Source organism: Nocardia alba NBRC 108234, assembly GCF_001612665.1.
GTDB lineage: Bacteria > Actinomycetota > Actinomycetes > Mycobacteriales > Mycobacteriaceae > Nocardia > Nocardia alba.
The window spans coordinates 108,971-134,834 of the sequence record NZ_BDAX01000018.1; the positions used below are offsets into that span (position 1 = coordinate 108,971).

Below are 25,864 nucleotides of genomic sequence, written 5' to 3' on the forward strand. Positions count from 1 at the left end.
ATCTGGATCATGATGTTCACCTCCTCTGGGGTGCGGTGGGATGGGTGGCCTGGTGGTCGGCTACCGCTCGACGGGCTGGGCTGCCTGCGCGAGCACGGCCGCGTCGAGGGTGAACAAGGGGTCGGGAATGCCGGTCAGGGCGTGGTGCAGGGCCAGCAGGACGCCCGCGGATCCGGTCGCCAGGTCGGCACTGAGTCGTTGACCATGCCCGCCGAGCCAGCGCACGCCGGTCTCGTCGGGGATCGCGTACTTGAACAGTGCGGTCAATCGCGACCCGGCACCGGCCGCGGGATCGGCCCGAAATGCCGACTCCGCCTGTACCAGAGCCATTCCCGCTTGCCCGTGAAACAGGCCCGGTGCGGCCGTGAAGCGGATACTCAGTGCTCGCAGGCAACCGCGCAGACTGTCCGCCAGCTCCGGCTCGTCGTAGTCGTTCAGGTATCGACCGAGGACCTGCGCATAGCCCGCGCTCCCGGATGCGAGGTAGGGCATCACGCGCAGGTCGCGCTCCGAGGCGCGAAAACCCAGGGCGTCCACCGGGATCGGTTCCGCGTGGACGAGTTCCTCGCGCAGCAGTCGCAGTCCGCGCTCGAAGTGGTGCCGCTCACCGGTGAACGCGGCCAGGTAGTACAGCGCCAACGCGACACCGGGTCTGCCGTGCACCAGCCCGGAGGCATTGTCGGCGCCCAGCAGGGGAACCAGATCCTCGGGCAACCCGCTGAGCAGTCGGTGGGCGTGTTCGAGGTGGGCGAGGTCGCCGGTTCGATGGTGAAATGCCAACTGCGCCATGGCGACACCGGCCGCACCTCCGCCCCAGGTGGCCGATTCGGTACTCAATCGATGCTCGCTCGCGGCGGCGAGCAAGGCCAGGGCTGCCTCGCGTTCACCGAGATCGTCGAGTACCCAGGCGATTCCGGCATTGCCGAACAGCAGGCCGGGGCAGGTGTCGCCGCTCGAGGCCAGGGATTCATCGCGCAATCGCGTGACCACCGCCGGGTCGATCGCACGCCCCGCCAGCCGCAATGCGTGCAGCACGCCTGCGGTGCCATGGGCGATACCGCGCGTATTGGTCCGATGCCCCTCCGGCCCGAGTGGATACGGCTCGGACGTCTGCGCCAACGCATCAGCGGTGCGGTCACGCAGCCAGTGCAGCGCGGCACCCGGGTCGGCCCGGACAGCGCTCGGATCCGGCAGACGCGGCCCACGTTCGCTGCCCCGATAGCGCACCACCGCGTCCCACAGCAACCGCGGTGGTGGCGCCAGTTCGGTGAGGTCGGCGAGGAGATGGTCCAAGCACTGTGGTGACCGCTCGGCCGCTTCGTGCATCGGGAAGATGAGCATCTGCGCGAGCGCGGCCAACCCATAGGAATCGACGTAGCTCGGGTCGGCGTTCGAACGCCCCTCGGTCGTACGCAACTCCGGCGGCGCGAAGCCCGGCGTGGACAGCGGGCCGAGCGGATGATCCAGCCGCTGAACGGCTTCCACGTCGATCAGCCGCACGGTGTCGTCGTCGGCGATGAGCACGTTGCCCGGGCTGATGTCGACGAAGGCGTAGCCGAGCCGATGCAAGGTGGCGATCCGCGCGGTGACCTCGTCGAGAATGTGGCGACACCGCCGGTAGTAGTCGGCGATCGTCGCCGCGCTCGCACCCGCGTGGATCAGCGGTGTCGTGGCGACCATCCAACTGGTGAGCGTGCGGCCCGGCACGAACTCGGTGACGAGGTAGGTGTGCTCCCACTCGGTGAACAACTCGACGGGTCGCGGCGCCAGTCCGGGCGCCGCCGCGTGGAGCGCGCGCAACGTCAGGTACTCCTGCTCGAGGCGGCGCCGCGCGTCCTGCGCGCCGACGTAACCGTTGTGGCCGCGGGCCTCCTTGACGAAACAGGGTGCCCCCGCCAGGTCACGGGCCCGATAGGCGCCGCCCGCATTGCTGTGGCGCAGCACCGCCTCGAAGGTGTAACCGTGAAAGCTGACCTCGGATTCGTCGTCGATCGGCTCTGTCGACGGCGCGAACGGATCCACCACCCCGGCGGGCAGGAAGAATTCGGGGCGTCGCTCGTCGGGGATCTCCGTACCGTCGACACCGCGCAACGTGGGCAGCTTGGAGCCGTCGGCCCGCAGCCGATAGCTCGGGCGGAACGCACCGAACCGATAGGAGACACACTGCGAGCTGCCGAACCGGCGGTCGGTCAGCACATACGGTCCGGCGATGCCCGCGAGTTCGCGTTCCAGCCGCACCAGCACCTTGTGCGCACACTGCGGGGTCGGCGGATAGAGCGCGCAGAATTTCCCGCTCTGCACCCGGTTGCCGTGCTTGCTGTGCAACCACCCGAAGTAGGTCCGCCCGGTCAGATGCTTGAACGGCACCGCGAGCTCGCCACACACGGCGGCGACGATGTCCAGGACGAGGCGGGTGTTGTCGAGCGAACTGGCGACATGAACCTTCCAGCCCTGATCAGGTAGTACGACCTCGGGTGGGATCCAGTGGGTCCACACCCCCGATTCCCCCCGCGTCCATCCGGCCGGTGGCGCTGTGGGGGCGTATCGCCGACCAGGATCGGCGTGTTCGACGGGGCGGAAGTAGTCGGGGTCGGCGAGCAGGAACGCGGCGTCGTGAAGCATTGCGGTCCAACCCTTCTCGGGTAGTGAAGCCGTTCGTCGGTCGATCGAACGAACTCCAGAATGACCGCCACACACCCCTCGCCGAATCGGTGCGCAGTCGCGTATTTCGCCTACCGCACAGCGATGAGCGCCCTCATCGCCGCGCGGTAGATCCCCGCCTCGCACGCGGATCGAAGCCCGACTGTTCACCGTAGACACGACCATGACCGGGTGGGGCCGAGAGACTCTCGCCGTGACGAACTCGCTCGTGGACTGAACCTCACCCTGCCCGCACCGGTAGCGTTGGCAAGTGGTCAATCATTAGGAGACGCGGCAATGCCGAAAATTGTACTGTTCGGGGCGACCGGTTACACCGGACGCCTGACGGCCGAAGTCCTCACCGCGCGCGGCGCGTCGCCCGTGCTGGCGGGACGCAACGGGGCCGCCCTCGCGACGCTCGCCGCCGAGCTCGGCGGCTGTCGGACCGCCGTCGCCGATGTCACCGACCCCGCTTCGGTGCGGGCCCTGCTCGATCGCGGCGACGTCCTGGTGACGACGGTCGGGCCCTTCCTGCGCCATGGGCAGCCCGCGCTGGCCGCGGCGATCGCCGCGGGCGCGCACTACATCGACTCCACCGGTGAAGGCCCCTTCATCCGTACTGTGTTCGAGCACGACGAGCAGGCCCGTGCCGCCGGTGTGGGGCTGCTCACCGCGTTCGGGTTCGACTACGTACCGGGCAATCTCGCGGCCGGGCTCGCATTGAGGGAGGCTCCGGGCGCGGTGCGTGCCGACGTGGGCTACTTCATGAGAAGTCCCGGAACCAGCGGTGGTACCCGCGCGTCCATGGCGGGGATGCTGTTCGAAACCGGCTTCGCCCTGCGCGCCGGACAGGTCGTCACCGAGCGCGCCGGTGCGCGTCTGCGCTCCTTCGATGTCGCCGGAAAGACGCAGACGGGAGTGTCGATTCCCGCGTCGGAGCATTTCGCGCTGTCCCGCGCCTACCCGCACCTGCGCGAAGTCGATGTGTTCCTCGGCTTGCCACCGCTCGCGGCGCAGGGGCTGCACGTCGGCTCTCGACTGACCTCGGTCGTCGCACAGGTGCCTGCGGTGAAGCGCGGACTGAACGAGGCCCTGGCCCGGACCGTCAAGGGATCGACCGGTGGCCCCGACGCGCAAGCTCGCCGCCGCACCCGCTCCTGGGTGGTCGCCGAAGCCGAGGACGCGGCGGGCAAGACCCTGGCCACCGTGACCCTGCGGGGCGGCGATCCCTACGATTTCACCGCGGCGATTCTGGCCTGGGCCGCCGACACGGCACTGGGCGGCGGTCTCCTCGGCACCGGCGCGCTCGGCCCGGTCGACGCGTTCGGCCTCGACACGCTGAGCACCATCGCCCACGACATCGGCTGGTCGTCTCTGCCGGGCCCCGCCATCGAGCCGAAGGCAACCTGACACCGGCCACCACCGCGGTCGAGCACGCTGTCGAGCACAGAGCAGGACAATCACCATGTCGAACAACACTGCGTCCCCCACCAATTCCACAACCCCCGTCGCGCGCATGGCGCAGAACGGGGTATTCGAGCGGTTCGCCCGGGCTGGTTTCGTGATGAGTGGCCTAGTCCATCTCCTCATCGGTTACATCGCCATCCGGCTGGCAGTCGGCGGTTCGAGCGGTACCGCTGATCAATCCGGGGCCATGGCCGAACTGTCCGCGAAACCGGGCGGTGGATTCGCGCTGTGGGCGGGAGGCATCGCCTTGTCGGTACTGGCCCTGTGGCGGCTCGCCGAAGCGGCGCTGGGCAGTTCGTCCGAACCCGGCGCCGACGACAAGAAATCCGAAGCCCTCAACCGCGTCAAGGCATTCTCGCTGGCCGTGATCTACTGCGCCTTCGCTGTGTCCGCATTCGGATTCGCCCGTGGGAGTGGCACATCCAGCAGTGCGCAGAGCACGGGGATCACCGCGCGGATGATGCAGAACACCGCGGGCACGATCGCCCTGGTGGTCGCCGGACTGATCATCATCGCGGTGGGCGGCTATCACGTCTACAAGGGAGCGACCCAGAGCTTCCTCACAGATCTGAAGGGCTCCCCCAGCACCCTGGTGCGGCGGCTCGGCACGATCGGCTACCTCGCCAAAGGGCTGGCGATCGCCGCGATGGGCCTGCTGGTGATCCTCGCGGTCAGCCGCTCGGATCCAGAGGAAGCCAGCGGCCTCGACGGTGCGTTCAAAACCCTCGGCGCACAACCCTACGGTGCCGCGCTCCTGATCACGGCGGGCCTCGGCATCATCACCTACGGCGTGTACAGCTTCGTCATGGCTCGCTACGCCAAGATGTAGCGGTGACATCCGCGCGTGTCAGAGTTCATCCGGATCGACCAGACCGTCCTGGATCGCCCTGGCCACGAGGGCGGCTTTCGTCGAAGCGGGTCGACCGGCTTGGGCATACTTCGTCCGAATTCGCTCCAAGTGCGTGTTGACCGTTCCGGTGGTGATGAAGAGCCGCTGTCCGACAAGCGCTTTGGACTCGGTCTGAAACCACGCCAAGAGCACTTCCCGCTCGCGTGGTGACAGCACCGGCCTGCTGGGTCGGGTGTCGTCGGTCATCGCCTGCGCCATGGTGGGACTCAGGTAGGGGCGGTCGGCACCCGCGGCGTGTAGGGCCGCGACGAGATGGTCTTCGCCTTCGAGTTTCGACAGGTAGGTGACCGCGCCGAGGTCGAGGCAGTCCAGCACGACGGTGCTGCGGATGTGCTGGGAGAAGATCACCACTCGGAATCCCCTCTCGCACAACAACGCCGGTGCTGACAGGTCGACAGTGTGTTCGCCGAACTGCAGATCCAGCACAACCGCCGAGACCGTGTCGGGGGTCACGGCGGGATCAGCGAGGAAAGCCGCCGGGGTCGGATAGTTACCCACCAGCTGGATCGGCGGATCGGCCGCGGCGCACCAGCCCGCGATCCCGGCATGCACGACGGCATGGTCGTCCACCACGGCAACCGCCATCGGCTCACTGCTGTCGGCCACCTCGATCACACCCCATCCTCCGAATCGGCAATACGTCGGCCTGGCCGGTTCGGGTCAGGACAGCGCCGCGGTCGCCCACACCAGCGAATCGGCGCAGACAACGCTGCCCGCCGGCGCGACAGCTTCGGCCGCGCGTCGCACTCGTTCATCACAATCGCAGGTGATGCTGACCGTCAGCGAAGGTCCGGCGGTGACAACGAGTTTGGCGCGGGTGCGGGCTCCTGTCAGCAAGATTATCGGTACGGTCAGCACGCGGGTGCGTTCGAGGGGGTCGAGGTGTGGAATCCGGCCGAGAACATGCAGCGATACCGCTACGCCTCGTGCTTCCGCGGCGGCGACGGCCGGAGCGAGATCATCGAGGAAGGGGTCGCTCGTCGACTCCGCGCCGAAGAGTCGTCGCAGCCGCACCGATTCCAGTAGACAACTCGCGCGAATTCGCGGATCGATCGCGGTGTCAGGGTTTTCGATGAGCTGGTTCAGCAAAGGTACGAGGCCGGTGGACAGGCGGCCGTAGCGTTGTCGCTGGTCCTCGCGGAGCGCGTCCGCGAGCTCGGTACGTATCCGCAGGTCGGTTATCTCGGCGTTGATCCGCTCCGTGCGGGCGACCGCGTGGCGAAGGAAATCACCGAACCCGATCGCGACCGCCTGGACGACAACCACGCTGACCACGGTATAGAGCAGCGAGGACACGGCAGCCCAGGTACCCGAAGCGGCCAGGGCCACCACGGTTCCGCTGACCCACAGGGCGCCGAGCAACGCGAAACCTCGGCGACTGCTCCGGGTCACCGACAGCGCCGCGATCTGCCAGCCCAGCGCGGCCACCGCCCAGTTCCGGCTCGTCGCCAGGTCACCCACATCGAGAAGCAGTTCCTGCATCGGGCCCAGCGCGACGAGCACGACCGCGGTCACCCACCAGACCGCGCCGGGCAATCCCACCCGGATCTCGACCAGCGCGAGCAGCGCTGCCACGATGGCGACGACGACGATCGCGGCCTGTGCGACGGGATGGGCAGCGGAGAACGCGTTGTGCCCTTGCAAGCCGGTCACCAGCACGGCGAGCAGTACCAGGCCGTATCCCAGTCCGCGCAGCAATCCACGCACGTGGTCGACGTCGCCGCGCGCGGCCACCACAGCATCACGTGCCCAACGGATTTCGACGGTTGTTCCGGCGTCGGGCGCGGAGTGGATCTCGACGGTGGCGCCGACCAGGGCCAGGCGGCGCCGGATCGAGTGGCGCACACCGAATCGCCCGTCCAGCAGGGTCGCATCGTCAGGGTCGAAGCCGACGCCGTCATCGCGGACGCGCACCAGGCCCTCACCGAGTTCGACCGTCGCGCGCTGCGCTCGTGCGTGCCGGTCGACGTTGGTCAACGCCTCCCCCGCGGCCGCCACCACCGCCCTGCGCACATCCGCGTCGACGGCGTCGGGCGCGCGACCGACGAACCGGACCGGTGTCGTGATCCATCTCGCCTGCTCACGCAGTTGGTCGGCGAGATCGGAAGAGCTCAGCAGGCCGGCACTGTGTTCGACGGCTCGCAGGTCGCGGCGGACCTGGGCCGACAGCTGGTCAGGTGCGATGACCGCACCCTGGCCGAGCATCGCCAGCGTCGACGCCGCCGTGTCGTGCAGTGTCGCCCACTGTTCCATCTCGGCGTGGTTGCGCGCTTCGGCGACCTCGGTATCGATTCTGGCGGTCGCCAATTCGGCGAAAGCGTCGTCGGTCAGCGACGCCGCGCGCGCTACCAGCAGGCGCAGGGCAGCGGCCGCTGCCCATTCGACGAGCAGGAAATCGAGGCTGAAAATCGTCCATGGCCGCTCGACGCCGGGGACGAAGGAGGCGCCGACCGCCCAGGCGACCATGACCGCGATCGTCGCGGGCAACGACCACCGAGCCGATCGCGACATTCCGAACGACACCACGGCGGTTCCGGCCACCGCGAGCATCGGGCTCGCCACGGCGGTGAACTCGGGTCCATCGACCAGCCACGCGGTGCACAGCAGGTAGGCGCCGACGACGGCCAGTTCCCGCGGTGGCCGCCAGTGCCCGCGCCGCCAGCCGAACACCGCCCACCCCAGCAGCGCGACGTCCACCGCGACACCGACGCCCGACCCGCCGCGCTGGGCCAGATGGACCATCGCGACGAGGATCTCGACGCACCACAGCATGGTGGACGCGATCCGGTCGACGCGTGCCTGAACCGCGGCGAGGGTCGAGGGTTCGGTCATGATCGGCATTATCCGCGCGCCCGTACGAGGTGATGTGTGTTGAGCGGCAGAGGTATTCGACCTTCGGGTTCGAGCCGAGGTCGCCGAACCGGATGTCCTGTCCGATCCAGCGCACACTGTCCTCGTCTGTCCGGGCGGGATCGGCGGTGACCGCCGATCCCCCGGGCCTGAAGTTCGTTCAGGATGACCCGGCCGATCCGGTCGCCAACCCCTGACCGGGCGAGGTGGGCGCAACGCCCTGGTGGGGAGCGGTCCCCGTCGTCGGATCCCCGCCCACGGTCACCACCCGCTTGCCCTGCGCGAATCCCCGACAGGCCCAATTGATCACGTAGTTGCCCGCCGGAACATCGACGAACACCACCGCGGTACGGCTACGCGCGGGGACTCGCGTCGAAGGTGTGCGAAACGACACCGGCCCCGCCGCGTATGCCTCGCAGGTGGTGACGTCGTCGTCGTTGTTGACAAAGGTGAACGTCAGACTGTTGAGCCCGGTCTCGGTGTGCAACGGCACTGCGGCCTGCGCGGCAGGCGCGGTGACCATCGAGAGGACAACGGCTCCGAGAAAACCCATCAAAAGTGTATTTCGCATGCTGTTGATCGTCGGTGACCCGAGCAGGTCCGCATATCCGCCAGACGACCCACAGCGGACTCACGACCACAGAGCGCCGTCCGCCGATTACCCGACAGACAGGAACCTGCGCTGCCGACTCAGAAACCTCGAAATATCTCGTCACCGTCGGCGGCATCGATGAATTCACTGAAGTACATGTTGACGATCGAGATGTTGTTCTCGATCGAATGCAACTCCGCGGCGATCACCCGGAGTGCCCGCCCGTAGGTATCGGTTTCCAGATCGACACACAGTAGGGGCAATTCGGCGGAGTTCATCGTGATCGCGTCGGCCACGATGAGCATCCGGTGCCGAAAATTCGCCGGAACGAGGTCCAGGACTCGGTCGAACGTCAGGTTCCGGTAGGCGCGATCCTCGATGAACTCGACGTAGGCGGCGCACTCGTCTTCGTTCGGTGTCGTCACCACTCGGCGCATCATGTCCCAGCGCGCGGGGTCGGAATAGTCGGTGCGGATCAGCGGGGTGTCGTCGTAGACGGTATCGAGCATCTACCAGTTCCTCGGTGCATCGGCGACCAGGGGCCGCGATGAATGAATTCACTTGCGGCACAGCATATCTATGATTCACTTCCGCACTATTCGGGCGAGTTCGAGATGGTGGGCGATGGCGTCAGTTGTTCATCTGCTCCGAAAGGTCCCACAGGCGGCGGGCGTTGTCGGGGTCCAAGGCGTATGCGGCGACGCCCGCGGCGTCGATGCCGCCGGCGGCCGGATTGCCGGGGTCGGCTTCTCGGCAGTTCTCGAAGTAGCGGCCGACCGTCCCGGCGAGTTCGGGTGAGGTCGCGACGTAGACGCTGGTGGCGGCACCTTGGGCAACGGTTTTGAAGGTGTATCGGTCGCTGTCGCGGAGCTGGTCCACGGTGGTCCGGTCGAGATGACGGACGAGGTCGGAGTCGAGAATGGCGCCCGGATGGACAGCGTTGGCTTCGATGCCGTCCTCGGCCCAGCGGCGTGCCGCTTCCACGGCGAACAGCACATTCGCGGTCTTGGATTGGGCGTAGGCCAGCGCCGGATCGTACTGCCGCTCACGGAAGTCGATGTCGGCGAAGTCCACGGTCGAGTTGAGGTGCGCCCGGGAGCTGAGCGAGACCACACGGGCTCCGTTCGCGGCGCGCAGCGCCGGTAGCAGCGCGACGGTGAGACGGAAGTGTCCGAGGTGGTTGGTGGCGAACTGCGCCTCGTGGCCTTCGGGGTCGCGCCGCAGGTCGGGGATGGCCATGACGCCGGCGTTGTTGACGAGGATGTGCAGCGGCCGGTCGATCGTGGCGGCCGCGAGCGAGTCGATCGACGCGCGGTCGAGAAGATCGAGGTGGGCGATGTGGACGTTGTCGTTGCCGGTGCTCGCGCGGATGTCGTCCGCGACCGCGGCGGCGGTGGTGAGGTTGCGAGCGGCGAGGATGGTTTCGGCGCCGGCGGACGCCAGCGCACGAGCGGTTTCGACGCCGATGCCGCTGCCCGCGCCGGTTACCAGGGCACGGCAGGTGGTGAGATCGACGCCATCGATCACTTCGGCCGCGGTGGCGTGCCAGTCGAATCGCGACGTTGCCGGGGTGGCGTTCACGTGGTCTCCTTCAGGTTGACGCGGTCGATCAGTGGTCGGATCAGGTCGGCGATCACCGCTGATCCGTCGAGATCGCCCGCTTCGCGGGCGGCCCAGTAGCGGACTTTGAGTTCGAGGTAGCGGCGACGAAGTTCCAGTACTTCGATCTCCTCGGCAAGGCGCTGCGCGTGCGCCCGGAACAGCGCTTTCTGTTCTCCCGCGGCGGCGTCGCCTCGGCGTCGAGCGGCGAGATAGCGGCGCATGTCGGCAACGGACATGCCGACCGCGCGGAGGTTGCCGAGCGTGTCGAGAGTGTCGATGTCGTCCTCGCTGTAGCGGCGATGACCGCTGGAGCGGTCACGGGTGACCGAGCTGACGAGCCTGATCCGTTCCCAGTACCGCAGGGTGCTCTCAGGAAGGCCCGTCAGCGCCGATGCCTGCGCGATGGTCCACTGTTGCTCGGTCACAGTCCGAGTATCGAGGACCTGAACCGCTTCAAGTCAACCCCGAGGACCGGCAGCCGCGGTCCCACGTAGCTCAGAAGCCGATAGTCGTTTCGAAGGTGTCGCGTGACTGGGCGAGCCGGTACCAGCGGTCGGCGATCAGATCCGGGTCACCGTCGCCGGCGCCGGGAACGATCGGCACGCCGATCGAGACATGTCCGACGTAAACACCGTCCTTTCCGAGGTCCGCGCGCACAGCGGTGGCCCAGTTACGCAGTCCGGCCAGCGCGATACCGGCATTGCCCAGCATCGCCATCGGAACGATCGCCGACATGCCGGTGGTGAACAGCAAGGCACCGTCCTGGGCGGCGCGCATCGCGGGCAGCACGGCCTGTGCGGCGGTCAGCGCACCCGCTACCCCGATCTCGAACTGGCTGCGCGCGGACTGCGCGGTGGTGTCCTGCGCGCTGGTGTAACCGAGTGCCGCGAGGTCGGGCAGCTGTCCGGAGGTGTGGTCCCAGGTGGCATTGGGGCTGTAGGACAGCACCGCGATCCGGCCGAGGCGCTCGGCCGCCGCCATCAGCGCGCTGGTCAGCGCGACATCATCGGTGACGTCGGCGGGGAACACCTCGGCGGTGATCCCCTTTTCGCGCAGTGCGGCGGCGATCGGGTCGAGCTTGGCGCTACTGCGCGAGATCAGGGCGACCGAATAGCCCGCGGTTCCGAAACGGCGGGCGATAGCGGCACCCAAACCCGGTCCGGCGCCGACGACAGCGATGGTGGACGTAGCGACAGTCATGCCTGCTCCTCATTAGTTACGATATGTTCGTAACGAACGCTAGCGAGATCATCACCGACCCACAAAAGGCACTTTCATGTCAGAATCGCCCGCACTGCCCGACCTGGTGACCGCCGCGCCGATGCATCCGTGCGCGGCCTGGCCCGACAACGGGCGTTCCATCCGGGAAACGCTGGATCGAGTGGGCGACAAATGGTCGGTCCTGGTTATCGGGATCCTCGCGGTATCGGGACCACTACGGTTCACGGATCTGGCCCAGCGGGTTCCAGGAATCTCGCAGCGAATGCTCACCCGCACCTTGCGCCATCTCGAACGCGACGGTCTGCTGAGCCGGACTGTCTACGCGGAATTTCCGCCGCGCATCGAATACCGGCTCACCACGCTCGGCGACAGCCTCCGAGTCGTCGTGACCGCGCTGGCCCAGTGGGCGACTGACCACGACAGCGAAATCGACATCGCGCGTAAGGCATTCGATGCCTCTTACTGATGCTCGCTCCGCGTCACATCGAACGCTTCTCGCAATTCGGATTCGATCCAACCGATAAGGATCGGCGCGAGCTCAACCGTTTCCGGGGCGCGCAGGTCGAATTAGCGTGCAGCGAAATGATGTCACCGCACTCGGCAAGGACCACGATGACTGTCACGCCCCCGGTAATTTCCGCTCTCGACCTCGCCGCCGCGTTGGACGCGGGGGACGATGTCGTCGTTCTCGAGGTCCGCCGAGACCGTCACACCCTGCCGGTCGGCGTGCACCTCCCGACGGCGGACGACGGGCCCGCCGGGCATGTGCCCGGCGCGCATCTCGTGGATTTCGCCCAGCTCGTCGGACCACGCACCGAAACCTCGGGCAACAGTCCACTACCCGAGGCGGCCCAGGTGCGGGAACTGGTGCGGCGGTGGGGAATACACGACTCGAGCGTCATCGTGGTGTACAGCCCGGATCACCCGTCCACCGCTTCGCGCGTGTGGTGGGTGCTGCGCTGGGCGGGTCTGCGCGATGTGCGCTATCTCGATGGTGGGCTGTCCGCGTGGCTGGCCGCGGGCCGACAGCTCGGCGACCTCCGGCCGGTCGGCGGCGGCGGGACCGCGCAGGTGCGACCGGGGTCGCTGCCGACCCTCGACGCCGCGAGCGCCGCTGCGTTGGCCCGCGACGGACACCTGCTCGACGCCAGGGGATCCGGTGCGTACGCCGGTGCCGGCGACGACGCTGCGGGCGGCCACATCCCCGGCGCGCACAGCCTGCCCGGCATCGACAATCTGCGCGACGGCTACCTCGCCGACGCCGATATTCTGCGCGAGCTGTACGCGCCCTATCTCACCGGCGCCCCGATCGGCTCGTACTGCGGCGGCGGCGTCGCCGCGACGCTGGATGTGCTGGCGCTGAGCACGATCGGGGTGAGCGCGGCCCTGTATCCCGGGTCGTGGTCGCAGTGGACCACCGATCCGTCCCGCCCGATCGCCACCGGGGCGCTGCCCGGCTGACCTGTTCACGGCCGAAACGGCAAGGGCTGGTTCGCGAATCACGCGAGCCAGCCCTTGTCGTTCGTCAGCCCTTGTCGACCACCCCCGGCCCACCGGACAGGTCACCGGTGAACAGAGCTCGCAGTTCCTTCTCCTCGTCCGGGCTCGGAACCCAACGGGTGGCGGTGAGGTTCTCGTCGAGTTGGTCGGGCACGGTGACCCCGGCGATGACACTGGTCACCGTCGGCTGGGCCAGCAGCCAGCCCAGCGCCAGCGCCGACGGTGTCACCCCGCGTTCGGCGGCGAACGCGTCGAACCGTTCGAGCGCGTCCCACGGCGCGGTTTTCAGCAGATACCGTTTGAGATTGGTGATCTTGGCGCCCTCGGGCGCTTGCCCGGCCCGGTACTTCCCGGTGAGCAGACCGTTCTGCAGGGGGAAGTACGGAATGAACCCGAGACCGTAGTTCCGCAGTGCGGGAATCAGTTCCGCTTCCGGCGCGCGCCAGGTGAGGTTGTATTCGTCGGTGGTGGAGACGAATCGGGTCACCCCGTCGCGCGCGGCGATGTGGTCGGCGTCGGCGATCTGCCACGCCTTGAAGTTCGAGGCCCCGATATAGCGGACCTTGCCCGACCGAACCAGGGTGTCCAGCGTTGCCAGGGTCTCCTCGATCGGCGTGTGCGCGTCGGGGAAATGGATCTGGTACAGGTCGATGTAGTCGGTGTCGAGCCGACGCAGCGAGTCCTCCACCGCGGCGATGATGTATTTGCGCGAACCGGTCAGCGCGTAGGTCGGCCCCCGGTCCTCCAGCAGCGAGCGCCCGAATTTCGTTCCGATTACTACACTTTCACGGCGCTTACCCACCGCCTTCGCGAACAATTCCTCGCTCAGACCCGTGCGATCACCGTAGCCTTCGGCGAGGTCGAAGTAGGTGATACCCAGATCGATCGCCCGGTCCACGATCGCCCGCACCTGATCGGAGTCGACAGCTCGCATTCCCGAGCGCCCGAAGGTGCTCGCGCCGATGCCCAGTTCGGACAGGACCAGTCCTGATCGTCCGAGCGCGCGGTAGCCGGCCGGGATCCCCGGACTCCACGCCATCAGCCGTTGTCCGTATCGAGCAGACCCTGCAGGGTGTCGGCCTCGTACTCGGTGCGGAACAGCCCGCGCCGCTGCAACTCCGGCACCACGAGGTCGACGAGCAGGTCGGCCGGACCGCGATGGTAAGGCGGGAAGAACTGGACGCCGTCGAGCACTCGCTCCACGAAGTTCTCCTCCACCCAGTCGGCGATGGTGGTGGCGTCACCGACGAGGGCGGGTTGGGCGGCCTGCCGGGTGCGCTGCACATAGTGGTAGAGCTCGCGCAAGGTCAGGTCCTCGCCGATGGAGGAGAGCAGGCGGCGGATCGTCTCGCGATCGTCGCGGCCGCTGATGTGGCGCTTCTCCCGGCCCAGCGAGCCGAGGAAGCCGTCGAATGCGTTGGGCGACACAGTATCCAGGTCTATCACGTCGACCACCTTCTCGTTGTCGCGCACGCGGGACAGGTCGATGCCCAACGCGATCGAGAACTGCTCGGGAATCTGTTCGGCGATCTGGAAGTTGTTGACCTCGCGGTAGATCGACTGCGCCTCCCGTTTGGTGCCCGCGAGGTAGAACGTCGCACCCGGGATGATCTTGAACTTCTCCGGGTCGCGTCCTGCGGCCTCGACTCTGGCCTTCTGCGCGCGGTACTCCTCTTTGCCGCGCTCGATCCCGAGGTACGGCGAAAAGCGCACCTGAGCGAAGTCGGCGCCGTACCGCAGCGATTCCTCCGAGGTGCCCACGTGCACATTCGGGATGCGCCGCTGCACCGGCGGTGGCACGTTCAGCGGTCCGCGCACCTCGAAATGCTCGCCCGCGTGCTCGATCCGATGCCAGGAATCCGGCTTGATCAGAACGTTCTTCTCTCGATCGTCGAGCAGGAAGTCCTGATCCCAGCTCTCGTAGAGCAGCCGGTTCACCACCTCGGTGAACTCGCGGGCGCGAGTGTATTTGCTCTGCTCGTCCGGGATGACGTTCTTGCCGTAGTTGAGCGCCGGATCGCCTTCGCGGTCGATGCCGAACACGACATTGAGCGCGGTCCGGCCCTTGGCGAAGTTGTCCAGGGTCGCGAGCTGGCGGGCGATGGCGTACGGGTGCTCGAACGAGGAGTTCACCGATACCAGGAACCCGAGGTTCTTGGTCACCGCGGCCGCGTAGCCGGCGTAGATGAAGTTGTCCCAGCGATAGATGCGCTGCAGGTGGTCGGGCTCGCTGCCCAGCGCGGAGCCCGCGAAGACGTAGTCGAGTTTGCCGCGTTCGGCCGCGCGGGCCACGTCCACGATGACGCTGGGGTCACGCAGGCCGGAGTTGGTGGCCTGCGGCAGGCGCCAGGCGTCGGCATCCCAGCCGGTGCCGTAGGCGGCGAGGCCGAGCCGGAGTTTTCTGTCGGTCATCGAATGTCCTTGGAGAAGCTAGGAATTGCGGGCGAACTGGTTGGGTGGCACCGGCAGGCCGAAGTGCCCGCGGAAGGTGTCGGTGGTGTATTCGGTGCGGAAGACACCCTTGTCCTGCAGGATCGGCACGACCTCGCCGGTGAACCGCTCGAGCTGGTCCCACAGGTAGGGCGAGTTGATGTTGAAACCCTCGGCCGCGCCGCGGTCGAACCACTCGATGAGCCGGTCGGCCACATCCTGGGCGGTCCCGATCACCTGGGGAAAGCCACCGCCGATGGCGTTGCGCAGTAGATCGCCCGCGCGCACCGCGCCCTTGGCGACGGTGCGGTCGGTGCGGGCGGCGACGGCATCGAGCAGTTTCGCGCCGTAATCGTTGAATCGCGCGGCGGTCTCGGTGGTGACGAGGGCGTCGAGTCCACCCGCGCGCAGGTCGACACCGACGCGCTCCGAGAGCGAGCGCAGGCTGCGCACCCCGCGCGGGAGCGGGAATCGTGACTGCTGGATGGCCGACCACGCCTCGCTGGTCCAGAACTGTTCGTCCTTGTCGCCGTCGACGGGGTCCTCGTCCAGCGGCAGACCGGCATTGAGTCGTTCGAAGATCTCGACCGCGTCGGCGCGGGTGTCGCCGATGACCGGAGAGATGCCGGGCAGGAAGAAGATCGGGACATCGTGACCGTGGATGCGGCGGGCACGTGCCCGGATATCGGTGTTGAACTCGATCGAGTCCTCGATGCTCGCGGGTCCGGTGAAGTTGAGTTCACAATGGCGCGCGGTCAATTCGCGCGAGGACTCCGAGGCGCCCGCGTACAGCAGCGGGATCTGGCCCTGCGGCGGGCGGGCCAGCGGCAAGGTGCCCGCGACCTGGAAGAACTCGCCCTTGTGCTCGAGCCGGTGCACCTTGGTCGGGTCGAGGTAGTGCCCGGTGCCCTTGTCCTGGAGGTAGGCGCCGTCCTCGATGCTGTCCCAGAGCTGCCGGATCACCCGGATGAACTCATCGGCGCGGGCGTACCGGCGCTCGCCGCCCAGGTCGGACAGGCTGAAGTTCTGCGCCGCCAGATCCGAGGCACCCAGCACCACGTTCCATGACAATCGGCCCTTGCTCAGATGATCCAGGGAGGCGGTGAGCCTGGCGAGGATGTAGGGCTCGTAGTAGGTGGGATGCGCGGTGACGACGAGACCGAGCTTGGAGGTGGTCAGCGCCAATTGCGAGGCGAGCGTGAACGGTTCGAGCCTGCCCGCGTTGTGGGTGGTGCCCCAGTGTTCCTGGTAGACGTCGCCGGGCAGGGTGTCACCGAGGAAGAAGAAGTCGAACTTGGCGTCTTCGACGATCTTGGCGGCCTTGGCGGCGTAGTCGAGCTCGAAGGCGTTGGCGGTGGGCGCCTCGGGCAGGCGCCACCCGCCCCAGTGGGTGCCGTTGAGCCAGTACATGTAGCCCAGGTGGAGTTGACGTTTCGCGGGGGTTCCCACGGGGACTTCCTTTCGGTGGATCAGACGGAAACGGTCGCCGCGACTGCGCCGGGAATGGAGGCGAGCAATTCTTTGACGTAGTCCGTCTTCGGAGCGGTGATGATGTCGATCGCGCTGCCTCGCTCGACGATGTCGCCGTGGTGCAGGACGAGGATCTCGTCGGCCATCTCGGCGATCACGCCGAGGTCGTGGGAGATGAACACGTAGGTGAGCGTGAGATCGTGTTGCAACTCGACCAGCAGGTCGAGGATCTGGCGCTGGACGGTGACGTCGAGCGCGGAGACCGGCTCGTCGAGGATCACCAGTTCCGGGTCCGGCGCCAGTGCGCGGGCGATGGCCACTCGCTGACGTTGACCGCCGGACAGCTCGGCGGTGTAGCGATCGGCGACGTCGGCGGACAGGCCGGTGCGGTCGAGCAGTTCGGCGACGCGGCGGCGACGCGTGTCCCGGTCGCCGATCTTGTGGCCGCGCAACGGTTCCTCGATGATGGCGCCGACCGTGGCGCGCGGGTTCAGCGAGGCGAAGGGGTCCTGGTAGACCATCTGGACCTTGCGGTAGAGCGCGCCCTGCCCGGCGCCGCGCCGATGGTGCACGACCGGCTCGCCCGCGACCTCGATGGTGCCGGAGTCGGGAGCGCTGAGTCCGGCCAGCAGCCGGACCACCGTGGTCTTACCGGAACCGGATTCGCCTACCACCCCGAGGGTGGTGCCGCGCCGGACCTCGAAAGAGGCGTCGGCGACCGCTGTTACCGTTTCCCTACCCCGGTGCGCGACAAAGGTTTTGCGCACGTTCTCCGCCCGCACCACGATCGGCGCCTTGCTCGTGGTGGTGCCGCGCAGCTCTTGTCGCCGCGCCGCCGCGGCGGCGCCGTCGAACCCCAGTGACGAAGACCGCAGCAGCGCGGTCGTGTACGCGTCACCGGGATCGGCGATCACTTCCGCGGCCCGCCCCGACCGCACCAGTCGGCCGTCTTTGAGCACCGCGATCTCGTCGGCCCGCTCGGCGGCGACGCCCAGGTCGTGGGTGATGAGCAGGATCGACAGGCCCTCGTCGGCGACCAGTTGGCCCAGCAGGTCCAGGATCCGCTTCTGCACGGTCACGTCGAGCGCGGTGGTCGGCTCGTCGGCGACGAGCAGACCCGGGCCGGTGGACATCGCCGCGGCGATGAGCACCCGCTGGCACATGCCGCCGGACAGCTCGTGGGGGTAGGCGTGAAAGACCTTGTCCGGGTTGCGAAGTCCCACCTTGGCGAACAGATCGAGGACCCGTTCGCGCCGCTCGGCCTTGTTCGCCAGGCGGTGCGCGCGCAACGGCTCACCGGCCTGCACGCCGACCGGCAGCAGTGGATTCAGGCCGAGCAACGCGTCCTGCGGGATGTAGCCGATCTCGCGCCCGCGAATGGCCCGATACTGCTTGTCGGGCAGGCCGTTGAGTTGTCTGCCGCCGAACAGGACACGCCCGCCCGCGACCCGGCCGTTCTCGGCCAGTGTCCCGGTGACCGTGCGCGCGAGAGTGGATTTGCCGGAACCGGATTCGCCGACCAGGGCCAGGACCCGGCCCGCGCTCAGGCTCAGGTTCACCCCGTCGACCACCCGGGCGGGCGGGCGGCCCGGCACATCGAAGTCGACGACGACGTCCTCGATGCTCAGCAGGGCACCGGCGTCGGTGACGGACGGATCAGGCGACGACACTGGTTCTCCCTCGGTTCAAGGATCGGCCGATCCGGTAGACGGCGACGACCGAAACGGTGATGACGAGTCCGGGCAGCAGACTCAGCCACCACTGGGTAGCGATGAAGGTGCGCCCCTCCGCGACCAGCAGACCCCATTCGGGGGTGGGTGGCGGTGCGCCGAGTCCGAGGAAGCTCAGCGCGGCGACGGTCAGGATCGCCGAGCCGATCTCCATGGTCGCGGCGGCCAGGACCGAGCGCGAGGAGTTCGGCACCACGTGACGGAACAGTCGATAGGCGTAGCCGTGCCCGGCGAACACCGAAGCCTCCACGTATTTGGACCCCGAGACCTTCAGGACCTCCGAGCGCATCAGCCGGGCGAATCCGGCGGTGCTGTTGATGCCGATCGCCACCGCGATATTGACCACACCGTGTCCCAGCGCGGAGATGATCGCCAGCGAGACGATCAGGCTCGGTACCGCCAGCATGATGTCCATGACGCGCATGAGTACGCTGTCGACCCAGCCGCCCACCGACCCGGCGACCAGCCCGATCAGCGCGCCGCTGACCAGGCCGATGAGCACGGCGACGACCGCGGCCTGCACCGACAGCGAGGTGCCGTGGATCAGCCGGGTGAACTGGTCGCGGCCGAGGTCGTCGGTACCGAACAGGTGGTTCGGGCTCGGTGCCAGCAGCAGCGCGTCCGCGTCCTGCGCCAGCGGATCCCGGGAGGTGAACACCCGGGGCGCGACCGCGGCGACGAGCATCACCACGACCCACACGTAGGCCAGCAGCAGACTCGGCGATCCCGCGATGTGGCGCAGCCAGCGCCCGCCCGCGGCGAACCGACCACTCACGGCGGTGCGGTCCGGGGACGCGGTGACGAGCTCGGGCAGGGCTTCGACAACACTCATCAGGCGTCCAATCGAATTCGCTTGTCGATGACCGGATAGATCAGGTCCACGACGAGATTGACCGTGACGAAGATCAGCGCGCTCGCGGTGACCGCGATCAGCACGATCGGCATGTCCCGCCCGTCCACCGCGTCCACGATGAGCCGGCCGACGCCGAGCCGGGAGAACACCGTCTCGGTGAGCACAGTGCCGCCGACCATCACTCCGACGGTGGTGCCGAGCGCGGTCACCACCGGTAGCGCCGAGGCGCGCAGTGCGTGCCGCACCACCAGGTCGAATCGGCTCAGGCCCCAGTTGCGCGCGGTCTCGATATACGGCGAGGTCAGTGCCGCACGCAGATTGACGGTGAGCAGCTGGGAGATCTGCCCGCCGCCGGCGATGGCGATCGACAGCGCCGCCACCACCAGTCCCAGCGTTGTCTTGTCACCGAAGGCTTTGATCCAGTGCAGCTGGAAGGCGAAGATCTGCACCGCGACCAGCGCCACGATGAACGGGGGCAGCGACACCGCCACCGGCGGCAGCGAGATCAGCAGCTCGCGCGCCCATTTCCAGTCGATCAGCTCGATCAGCACCGAGAACGTCACACCGAGGAGCACCGCGAGTACCAAGCCGAGCAGCGCCAGTTCCAGTGTCTTGCCGAAGGATTCGAAGAAGATCTCGGTGGCCGGACGACGCTGGTAGATGCTCTCGCCGAAGTCGCCGCGCAGCGCGCTGGTGAGCGCGTCGAAGTACTGCACGTACAGCGGCCGGTTCAGCCCGAGCAGTTCGCGCTGTTCGGCGAGCATCTTCTCGATGTCGCCGCCGCTGGCGCCCATGGTGAGGCCGCCCGCGGCGTCGCCCGGCACGATGTACAACAGGAAGAACGCTCCCGTGAACGCGCCCCAGACCACGACGACGGCGTAGAGCAGCCGCCGCAGGGCGTACCTCACCAGGGTCATCGCTACCGCTCGAGCCAGGTGTTGTACAGGTACTGATCCAGGCCGACGGCCTGCAGTCCGTGCACGCTGGGCTGGTAGGCCCACACGTCCACGTCGTTGACGACCGGGATCACATATGCCTCGGAGACCAGCAACTCGGCGGCGCGATCGACGATCTTCTGCCGGGCGGCCTTGTCCAAGACCGTGTTCTGTTCCTGCAGCAGTTTGTCGACCTCGGTGCCGTCGGGCAGGAACGACCGGTTCGAGCCGGTGGTCTTGCCGTAGTTCGCGCGCAGCACGTCGGGGTCCGGCGTCGAGTGGTACCAGTAGGCGATGTCGTACTCGCCCGAGAGCAACTTCTTGTTGGCCTCGGCCGCCAGCGGCGGATCGAGCACCAGATCGACACCGATCTTGCGCCACTGGCTCTGCAGTACCTGCCAGGCGGCGGTGTCCTGCGGTGCGCGCAGCGAGAGCCGTTCGCCCGCCGCGTTGACCCGGATACCGTCGGCGCCGACCGTCTTCCAGCCCGCCTCCTCGAGCAGCCCGATCGCCTTGGCCTGGTCGTATTTCAGGAAGCGGCTGACATCGCTGAAGTACGGATTCGCTTCACTCAGTGGACCTTTGGCTACCTGGTCGTAGCCGTTGGAGACGATCTTGACGAACTCGTCGCGGTTGAGGCCCACCTGCAGCGCCTGACGCACCCGCACGTCCTTGAGGAACTTCGAGGAGGTGTTCACCGGCAGTTCGGTGCCGGTCGCGGGATTCAGCGTCTTGGAGATGGTCAAGCCCGCGGCTTTGAGCTGGTCGACGTACTTGCCGTTGACCCAGTAGATGAACTGCAGTTCGTCGCCGCCGATGACCGCGCCGTTGCGCACCGAGTCCTCGGGGATGACCTTGTAGACCACCTCGTCCAGGTGCGCGGCGCCGGTTCGGTTGAAATAGGCGGGGGCCCAGTTGTATTCGGGACGCTTCTTCAGCACGATCTGCTGGTTGGGCACGAACTTGTCGAGGTAGAACGGTCCCGATCCGTCGACCGATTTCTGCCGGTCGGCGACCGGCAGCGCGGCGGTCTTCGCCGAGACGATGCCGGCGTGCGCCCGCGAAAGACTGGTCAGGAATGCCGCGTTGGGCTTCTCGAACTCGACCACCACCTCGTATTCGGAGGGAACCGTGATCGTGCGGATGCCCTCGACGATGGTCTTGGCGCTGGAGTGGATACCGGGGCGGTTCAGGCTCTCGAAGTTCTGTTTCACCACCTCACCGGTCAGCTTCGTGCCGTCGTGGAACGTCACGTCCTGACGCAGCTGGAAGCGATAGACGCGCGCGTCGGTGACCTCCCATTTGGTGGCCAGCCACGGCTCGAGTCCCTTGGTGTCGGGGTTGTAGAACACCAGCGAGTCCGACAGGGCGCGCGCCACCGTGCGCCAGGTCTGGTTGACCACGGCCGCGTCGACACCGTTGTTGTCGCTGGACAGCCCGATATTGAGGGTGCCGCCCGCTTGCGGTTCACCCGATCCGTCCCCGCCCGAGGATCCCCCGCTGCACGCGGTCGCCACCAGCGACACGAGTGCCACCGCGACGGCTACCCGCCATCCTCCCCTCTTCCGTCCGACAGACAACTCCGACTCCTTCCACACGCAGAACCCGGCGAGTGAACTCCTCGACAGGTGGAAGTGGCGCCTAGCCGCCACATCGACTCGGTGCCGCACTCGGCCGTACGTTCAGGCCAGAGGCGAAGCACGCAACAGTCCGGAGAGACCGGGTCGACTCGACCCCCGCCGGGTACTCGGCGCAAGCAGAGGGTTCTGCTGCGCGAGTCACCGGAAAGCGATCGCCCTCAGAACGTAGACGCACCGGTCAGCGGGCGAAATAGTTTGCGTCAGAGGTGTTCTAATGCCGATGGCTATCGTTGGGCATTCGCTGTCCGCTGAAAATGGCAAGCCCTTGCGTTCCCCCGGCCGGTTGGGTGCGCCGTGCGGTCGCCGCCACGATGTGCTTGCGCTGCGCCGAATTCGCTGCGTGCGCGGATGCCGATTCCGACCGGCTCGAGCGCCTTTCACCGCGGCTCGATCAGTAGATTGTGCCCAACTCGACGCGCTCAGGAGGATCCGCCGTGACGGTACGCACACTCGACCTCGACCTGGCTACGGCCGACGGCAAAGCCGACGCCTTCCTCGCCTACCCCGACGACAACACGCCCCACCCGGCCATCCTGGTGTTCTCCGACGCGTTCGGCCTACGTCCGGTGGTCCGTCGTGATGCCGAACGGCTCGCCGCGCAGGGCTTCACCGTGCTGGTTCCGAACCTGCTGTACCGCAACGGTTCGGCTCCGGTCGTCGAACTTCCGGACTTCATCGCCGCCGACCGACGCGACGAGATTTTCGGCGCACTGCGCCCACTGCTGACCGCGTTGACACCCGAACTGGTCGTCGCCGACGCCGAGGCGTACCTGTCCTGGCTGATCGAATCCCCGCTCACCACCGGCAACGCGGTCGGCCTGTCCGGATACTGCATGGGCGTGCGCCATGCCCTACACACCGCCGCCGCCTACCCCGACCGAGTCGCCGCGGTGGCCGGATTTCACGGCGGTCGACTTGCTACCGAAGACCCGGCCAGTCCGCACGCCGTGGTCGACCGAATCGCCGCCGAGGTGTATCTCGCGCACGCCGACGCCGACCCCGGCCTCCCGCCGGAACAGATCGAGCGACTCGACGCCGCGTTCACCGTCGCAGGCACCACCTTCCGCACCGAGGTCTATCCCGGCGCCGCCCACGGCTTCACCCAATCCGACACCGACGCCTACAACGCCGAAGCCGACACCAGGCACTGGACCGAACTGACCGACTTGTTCACCCGCGTCCTGCGCTGAACCTGTTCCCGGGGCAGCCGGGGCCACTCGACAACGGTGTCTCAGCCCAGAGCGGGAACCCCGGCCGGTTCCGGCGCCGCCTCGAACTCAGTGATGGAACAGCCGAAGACCGGTGTGCACGAGGGCGATCCCGTGTTCGCGGCAGGCGGCCTCGACATCCGTGGAACGAATGGACCCGCCCGGTTCGGCGATGAACGACACGCCATGGCGGGCGGCGTGGTCGACGTTGTCGCGGAACGGCAACGCGCCGTCGGAGACGAACGAGACCCCGGTGCGTCCGCGCAGCCATTCGGCGCGCAGGTCGGCAGTGAGTTCACCTGCGGGCGTGCGTAACCCGGCGGCGAGGCGTTCGGTCTCGTCCGGGGTCAGGTCGCCTTCGATGAAGCGGACCTGCCAGTTGATCCGGTCCTGGCGGGTGAGACCAGGGGCGAAATCGAGCGCGCGCACCACCGGATGGCGACGCAACCACCAGGTGTCCGCCTTGGCCCCCGCCAGCCGGGTGCAGTCCACCCGCGACTGCTGGCCCGCGCCGATACCGAGCGCCATCCCGTCGCGCAGGTAGGCCACCGAATTGGACTGGGTGTAGCGCAGCACCACCAGACCGAGCAGCAGATCGCGCACCGCGGCCTCCGGCAGCTCCGCGTCGGCCGAGGCGAGCAGCTCTCGCGAGATGGGCACCGCGTCGCGCTCCTGGGTCAGCCGCACCCCGAGCACTTCGCGGACTTCGCGGTCCGGCAGTGCCACGGAGTCGTCGGCTTCGATCACCACGAAGCGGCCCTTCTTCTTCCTGCTCAGTTTCTCGACCGTGCCCGGTTCGAAGCCCGGCGCGATGATCCCGTCGCAGATGACCCGGGACAGCACATCGGCGAGTTCCTCGTCGACGGGGTGAGAGACGGCGGCGAAATCCCCGTAGGACGACTTCGGATCGGCGTCGCGGGCGCGCACATAGGCGCTGGTGAGCTCGCCTGCCGCGACGTCGACTCCGTAGAGCTCGGTGATGACCTCATCGAGGGGCCCGGCCACGGCCGCACCGGCGGGTGAGACGTGCTTGAACGACGCGGCCGCCGGTGTGCCGAGCGCCGAGCCCGCCTCCCGGACGAGTTGCCAGGCATTCAGCGCGTCGAGCAGGTTGATGAAGGACGGCTCGCCGTTCACCCATCGCACGGGCCAACGATCCGGAACCACCGGCGCGGACTCGGCGAATCGCTGCTGCGGGTTGATGCCGTAGCGCAGGTCCATGGTCGCGGCTCCTCGAAAAAGCGTGGTCGAAGAAGAACTGTCGGGCCCCGGCACCCGAGTGGCCGCGTCTGCCGCCGAAGCGAGCCGCATGCGGGGGCTCGACTACTCCGGTCCCGGTCGACACCGACCCTACGCCTGGCACTGGATGGCGATTACGCCAAGGCGCGCAACAGCTCTCGAATACTCGCCATGATCACGGCGCCACGGGAGCGGGCGTGAACGCGCCGTGCCAGGCCCGGGCGGGGTGGGTATCGGGCAGGATGTTGTCGGCGCCCGTCAGTTTGCGGCGCAGGGTGCCGGGACTGTACTCGTGTTGGGCCAGACCTCGCGCACGCAGAACCGGCACCACATGGTCGGCGAATTCGGCGAAACTGCCGGGGGTCACCAGATATTGCAGGTTGATGCCGTCGACACCGGCGTCTTGCCAGCGTTCGAGTTCGTCGGCGATCTGCTCGGGGGTTCCCACGATCCGGGTGGCTTGCTGTTTGTGCCGAACGAAATCCGCGATGGTGACATCGGTTCGCCCACCCGCCGCGCGAATCAGTCCCTCGATGGCGCTGCGAGTGCCCTGCACCTGATCGGCCAGATCACCGATCGGGGTGTCGGTCGGCAACCCGCCGAAATCGATGCCGATGCTGCCGCTGCGGTGGGCCAGCAATCCGGTCTCGCTGAACGAGGAGTCCAGATCGGCGGCTTTGCGGCGCGCTTCGTATTCCGAGGAGCCCACGATCACGGTCAGTCCTTGAAAGAACTTGATGTCACCGCGTGCCCGGCCGGCCGCGGCGGCCAGACCTCGCGTGTGTTCGATGACCTCGCGTGCGGCTTCGGGTGAGCCCTGGCTGATGAACACCCCCTCGGCGTGCCGGGCGGCGAACGCTCGGCCGGCCGCCGAGGTGCCGGCTTGGAACAGAACCGGGGTGCGCTGAGGTGAGGGCGCCGACAGGTGCGGGCCCTCCACCGAATACCGGGGGCTGTGGTGGTTGATCTTGTGAACCCGGGCGGGGTCGGCATGGATTCCGCGTTCGCGATCCCGGACCAGGGCACCGTCGTCCCATGACCCCTCCCAAAGTTTGTAGACCACTTCCGCGTATTCCTCGGCCCACTCGTAGCGGCTGTCGTGCGCCAAGCGGTCCGACAGCCCGAAGTTACGCGCGGAGTTGCGCAGTGCGCTGGTGACGATGTTCCAGCCGATCCGTCCGCCGGAGAGGTGATCGAGGGTCGAGATCTTGCGGGCGAAGGAGAACGGGTGATCTTGCAGGACCGAGCTGGTGATCACGATCCCGAGATGCTCGGTCGCCGCCGCCAACGCCGAAACCAGCGCGGCGGGATCATGGTTGGGGATTTGCAGGCCCTCGGTGACGTGGGTGTCCCAGCCGCCGTCGTAGTCGTCGTAGAGGCCGACGACATCGGCGAAGAACACCGAGTCGAAGGTGCCTCGTTCGAGGATCGCGACCAATTCGAGCCAGGGGTCGAGGGTGTGGAATTCGGTTTGGCGGGTGTCGTCGCGCCGCCAGGTGCCATAGGAGACGTGGGTGGCGGTGTTCATGGTGAACGCGTTGAGCAGCAGCCGGGGGCGAGTCATCGTCGGTCGTTTC

Annotated in this window: 22 protein-coding genes; 5 read left to right on the top strand and 17 right to left on the bottom strand. The window is 67.5% G+C overall.

The window, feature by feature from the left end; genetic code table 11:
* Positions 1 to 60 precede the first annotated feature (60 nt).
* Positions 61 to 2,622: a class III lanthionine synthetase LanKC gene (gene lanKC / locus NA12_RS19595; protein WP_067453088.1), complete on the bottom strand. Its 2,562-nt coding sequence runs from the start codon at positions 2,620 to 2,622 to the stop codon at positions 61 to 63.
* A gap of 315 nt (positions 2,623 to 2,937) precedes the next feature.
* Here lanKC and NA12_RS19600 point away from each other — a divergent pair, with 315 nt between their 5' ends.
* The gene (locus tag NA12_RS19600; RefSeq protein WP_067453091.1) at positions 2,938 to 4,050 is read left to right on the top strand and encodes a saccharopine dehydrogenase family protein; all 1,113 of its coding nucleotides are present in this window, start codon (positions 2,938 to 2,940) and stop codon (positions 4,048 to 4,050) included.
* Between the two features lie 55 nt (positions 4,051 to 4,105).
* The gene (locus NA12_RS19605; protein ID WP_067453094.1) at positions 4,106 to 4,936 is read left to right on the top strand and encodes a DUF1206 domain-containing protein; all 831 of its coding nucleotides are present in this window, start codon (positions 4,106 to 4,108) and stop codon (positions 4,934 to 4,936) included.
* An 18-nt stretch (positions 4,937 to 4,954) separates the two neighbouring features.
* Here the strand turns inward: NA12_RS19605 and NA12_RS19610 are convergent, their stop codons facing one another.
* From NA12_RS19610 to NA12_RS19640, 7 genes are all read right to left on the bottom strand, one after another.
* Entirely contained in the window at positions 4,955 to 5,602 is a 648-nt protein-coding gene (locus tag NA12_RS19610) for a LuxR C-terminal-related transcriptional regulator (protein ID WP_067453747.1), read from the bottom strand.
* 75 nt (positions 5,603 to 5,677) lie between these two features.
* Positions 5,678 to 7,849: a sensor histidine kinase gene (locus NA12_RS19615; RefSeq protein ID WP_132370041.1), complete on the bottom strand. Its 2,172-nt coding sequence runs from the start codon at positions 7,847 to 7,849 to the stop codon at positions 5,678 to 5,680.
* A 178-nt stretch (positions 7,850 to 8,027) separates the two neighbouring features.
* Positions 8,028 to 8,438, bottom strand: coding sequence for a hypothetical protein (locus NA12_RS19620; RefSeq protein WP_132370039.1), 411 nt, complete (start codon positions 8,436 to 8,438; stop codon positions 8,028 to 8,030).
* Between the two features lie 119 nt (positions 8,439 to 8,557).
* The gene (locus tag NA12_RS19625; protein WP_067453101.1) at positions 8,558 to 8,968 is read right to left on the bottom strand and encodes a DUF6924 domain-containing protein; all 411 of its coding nucleotides are present in this window, start codon (positions 8,966 to 8,968) and stop codon (positions 8,558 to 8,560) included.
* A 121-nt stretch (positions 8,969 to 9,089) separates the two neighbouring features.
* A complete protein-coding gene (locus tag NA12_RS19630) occupies positions 9,090 to 10,040 on the bottom strand; it encodes an SDR family NAD(P)-dependent oxidoreductase (protein WP_067453105.1) in 951 nt (316 codons plus the stop codon).
* Positions 10,037 to 10,486, bottom strand: coding sequence for a MerR family transcriptional regulator (locus NA12_RS19635; protein WP_067453108.1), 450 nt, complete (start codon positions 10,484 to 10,486; stop codon positions 10,037 to 10,039). The genes NA12_RS19630 and NA12_RS19635 overlap by 4 nt, the downstream gene beginning before the upstream one ends.
* Positions 10,487 to 10,556: 70 nt before the next feature.
* Positions 10,557 to 11,261, bottom strand: coding sequence for an SDR family NAD(P)-dependent oxidoreductase (locus NA12_RS19640; RefSeq protein ID WP_067453111.1), 705 nt, complete (start codon positions 11,259 to 11,261; stop codon positions 10,557 to 10,559).
* A gap of 121 nt (positions 11,262 to 11,382) precedes the next feature.
* Here NA12_RS19640 and NA12_RS19645 point away from each other — a divergent pair, with 121 nt between their 5' ends.
* Positions 11,383 to 11,748 carry a winged helix-turn-helix transcriptional regulator gene (locus NA12_RS19645; protein WP_067453750.1) on the top strand — a complete coding sequence of 122 codons (366 nt, stop codon included), beginning with the start codon at positions 11,383 to 11,385 and terminating at the stop codon, positions 11,746 to 11,748.
* 146 nt (positions 11,749 to 11,894) lie between these two features.
* Positions 11,895 to 12,743 carry a sulfurtransferase gene (locus NA12_RS19650; protein WP_067453752.1) on the top strand — a complete coding sequence of 283 codons (849 nt, stop codon included), beginning with the start codon at positions 11,895 to 11,897 and terminating at the stop codon, positions 12,741 to 12,743.
* A gap of 64 nt (positions 12,744 to 12,807) precedes the next feature.
* Here NA12_RS19650 and NA12_RS19655 read toward each other — a convergent pair whose 3' ends face one another.
* From NA12_RS19655 to NA12_RS19685, 7 genes are read right to left on the bottom strand one after another with little or no spacing between them, the layout of a single operon-like run.
* A complete protein-coding gene (locus NA12_RS19655; protein ID WP_067453113.1) occupies positions 12,808 to 13,821 on the bottom strand; it encodes an aldo/keto reductase in 1,014 nt (337 codons plus the stop codon).
* Positions 13,821 to 15,194, bottom strand: a complete 1,374-nt coding sequence (locus NA12_RS19660; protein WP_067453116.1) for an NtaA/DmoA family FMN-dependent monooxygenase — start codon at positions 15,192 to 15,194, stop codon at positions 13,821 to 13,823. The genes NA12_RS19655 and NA12_RS19660 overlap by 1 nt, the downstream gene beginning before the upstream one ends.
* A gap of 18 nt (positions 15,195 to 15,212) precedes the next feature.
* Complete coding sequence (locus tag NA12_RS19665; RefSeq protein ID WP_084472927.1) at positions 15,213 to 16,661, bottom strand: NtaA/DmoA family FMN-dependent monooxygenase; 1,449 nt, start codon at positions 16,659 to 16,661, stop codon at positions 15,213 to 15,215.
* Positions 16,662 to 16,681: 20 nt separating this feature from the next.
* Positions 16,682 to 18,352, bottom strand: a complete 1,671-nt coding sequence (locus NA12_RS19670; RefSeq protein ID WP_243655009.1) for a dipeptide ABC transporter ATP-binding protein — start codon at positions 18,350 to 18,352, stop codon at positions 16,682 to 16,684.
* Positions 18,339 to 19,244 carry an ABC transporter permease gene (locus NA12_RS19675; RefSeq protein WP_067453119.1) on the bottom strand — a complete coding sequence of 302 codons (906 nt, stop codon included), beginning with the start codon at positions 19,242 to 19,244 and terminating at the stop codon, positions 18,339 to 18,341. The genes NA12_RS19670 and NA12_RS19675 overlap by 14 nt, the downstream gene beginning before the upstream one ends.
* Complete coding sequence (locus tag NA12_RS19680) at positions 19,244 to 20,182, bottom strand: ABC transporter permease (protein ID WP_084472928.1); 939 nt, start codon at positions 20,180 to 20,182, stop codon at positions 19,244 to 19,246. The genes NA12_RS19675 and NA12_RS19680 overlap by 1 nt, the downstream gene beginning before the upstream one ends.
* Positions 20,183 to 20,184: 2 nt before the next feature.
* Positions 20,185 to 21,780 (bottom strand): ABC transporter substrate-binding protein, encoded by a 1,596-nt coding sequence (locus NA12_RS19685; RefSeq protein ID WP_165914840.1) that lies wholly within the window; start codon positions 21,778 to 21,780, stop codon positions 20,185 to 20,187.
* A gap of 494 nt (positions 21,781 to 22,274) precedes the next feature.
* Here NA12_RS19685 and NA12_RS19690 point away from each other — a divergent pair, with 494 nt between their 5' ends.
* The gene (locus tag NA12_RS19690; protein WP_067453126.1) at positions 22,275 to 23,030 is read left to right on the top strand and encodes a dienelactone hydrolase family protein; all 756 of its coding nucleotides are present in this window, start codon (positions 22,275 to 22,277) and stop codon (positions 23,028 to 23,030) included.
* A gap of 87 nt (positions 23,031 to 23,117) precedes the next feature.
* Here the strand turns inward: NA12_RS19690 and NA12_RS19695 are convergent, their stop codons facing one another.
* Both NA12_RS19695 and NA12_RS19700 read right to left on the bottom strand, forming a co-directional pair.
* A complete protein-coding gene (locus tag NA12_RS19695) occupies positions 23,118 to 24,359 on the bottom strand; it encodes a phosphoribosylaminoimidazolecarboxamide formyltransferase (RefSeq protein ID WP_084472930.1) in 1,242 nt (413 codons plus the stop codon).
* A 103-nt stretch (positions 24,360 to 24,462) separates the two neighbouring features.
* A complete protein-coding gene (locus NA12_RS19700) occupies positions 24,463 to 25,851 on the bottom strand; it encodes an NtaA/DmoA family FMN-dependent monooxygenase (RefSeq protein ID WP_067453132.1) in 1,389 nt (462 codons plus the stop codon).
* Positions 25,852 to 25,864: the final 13 nt, after the last annotated feature.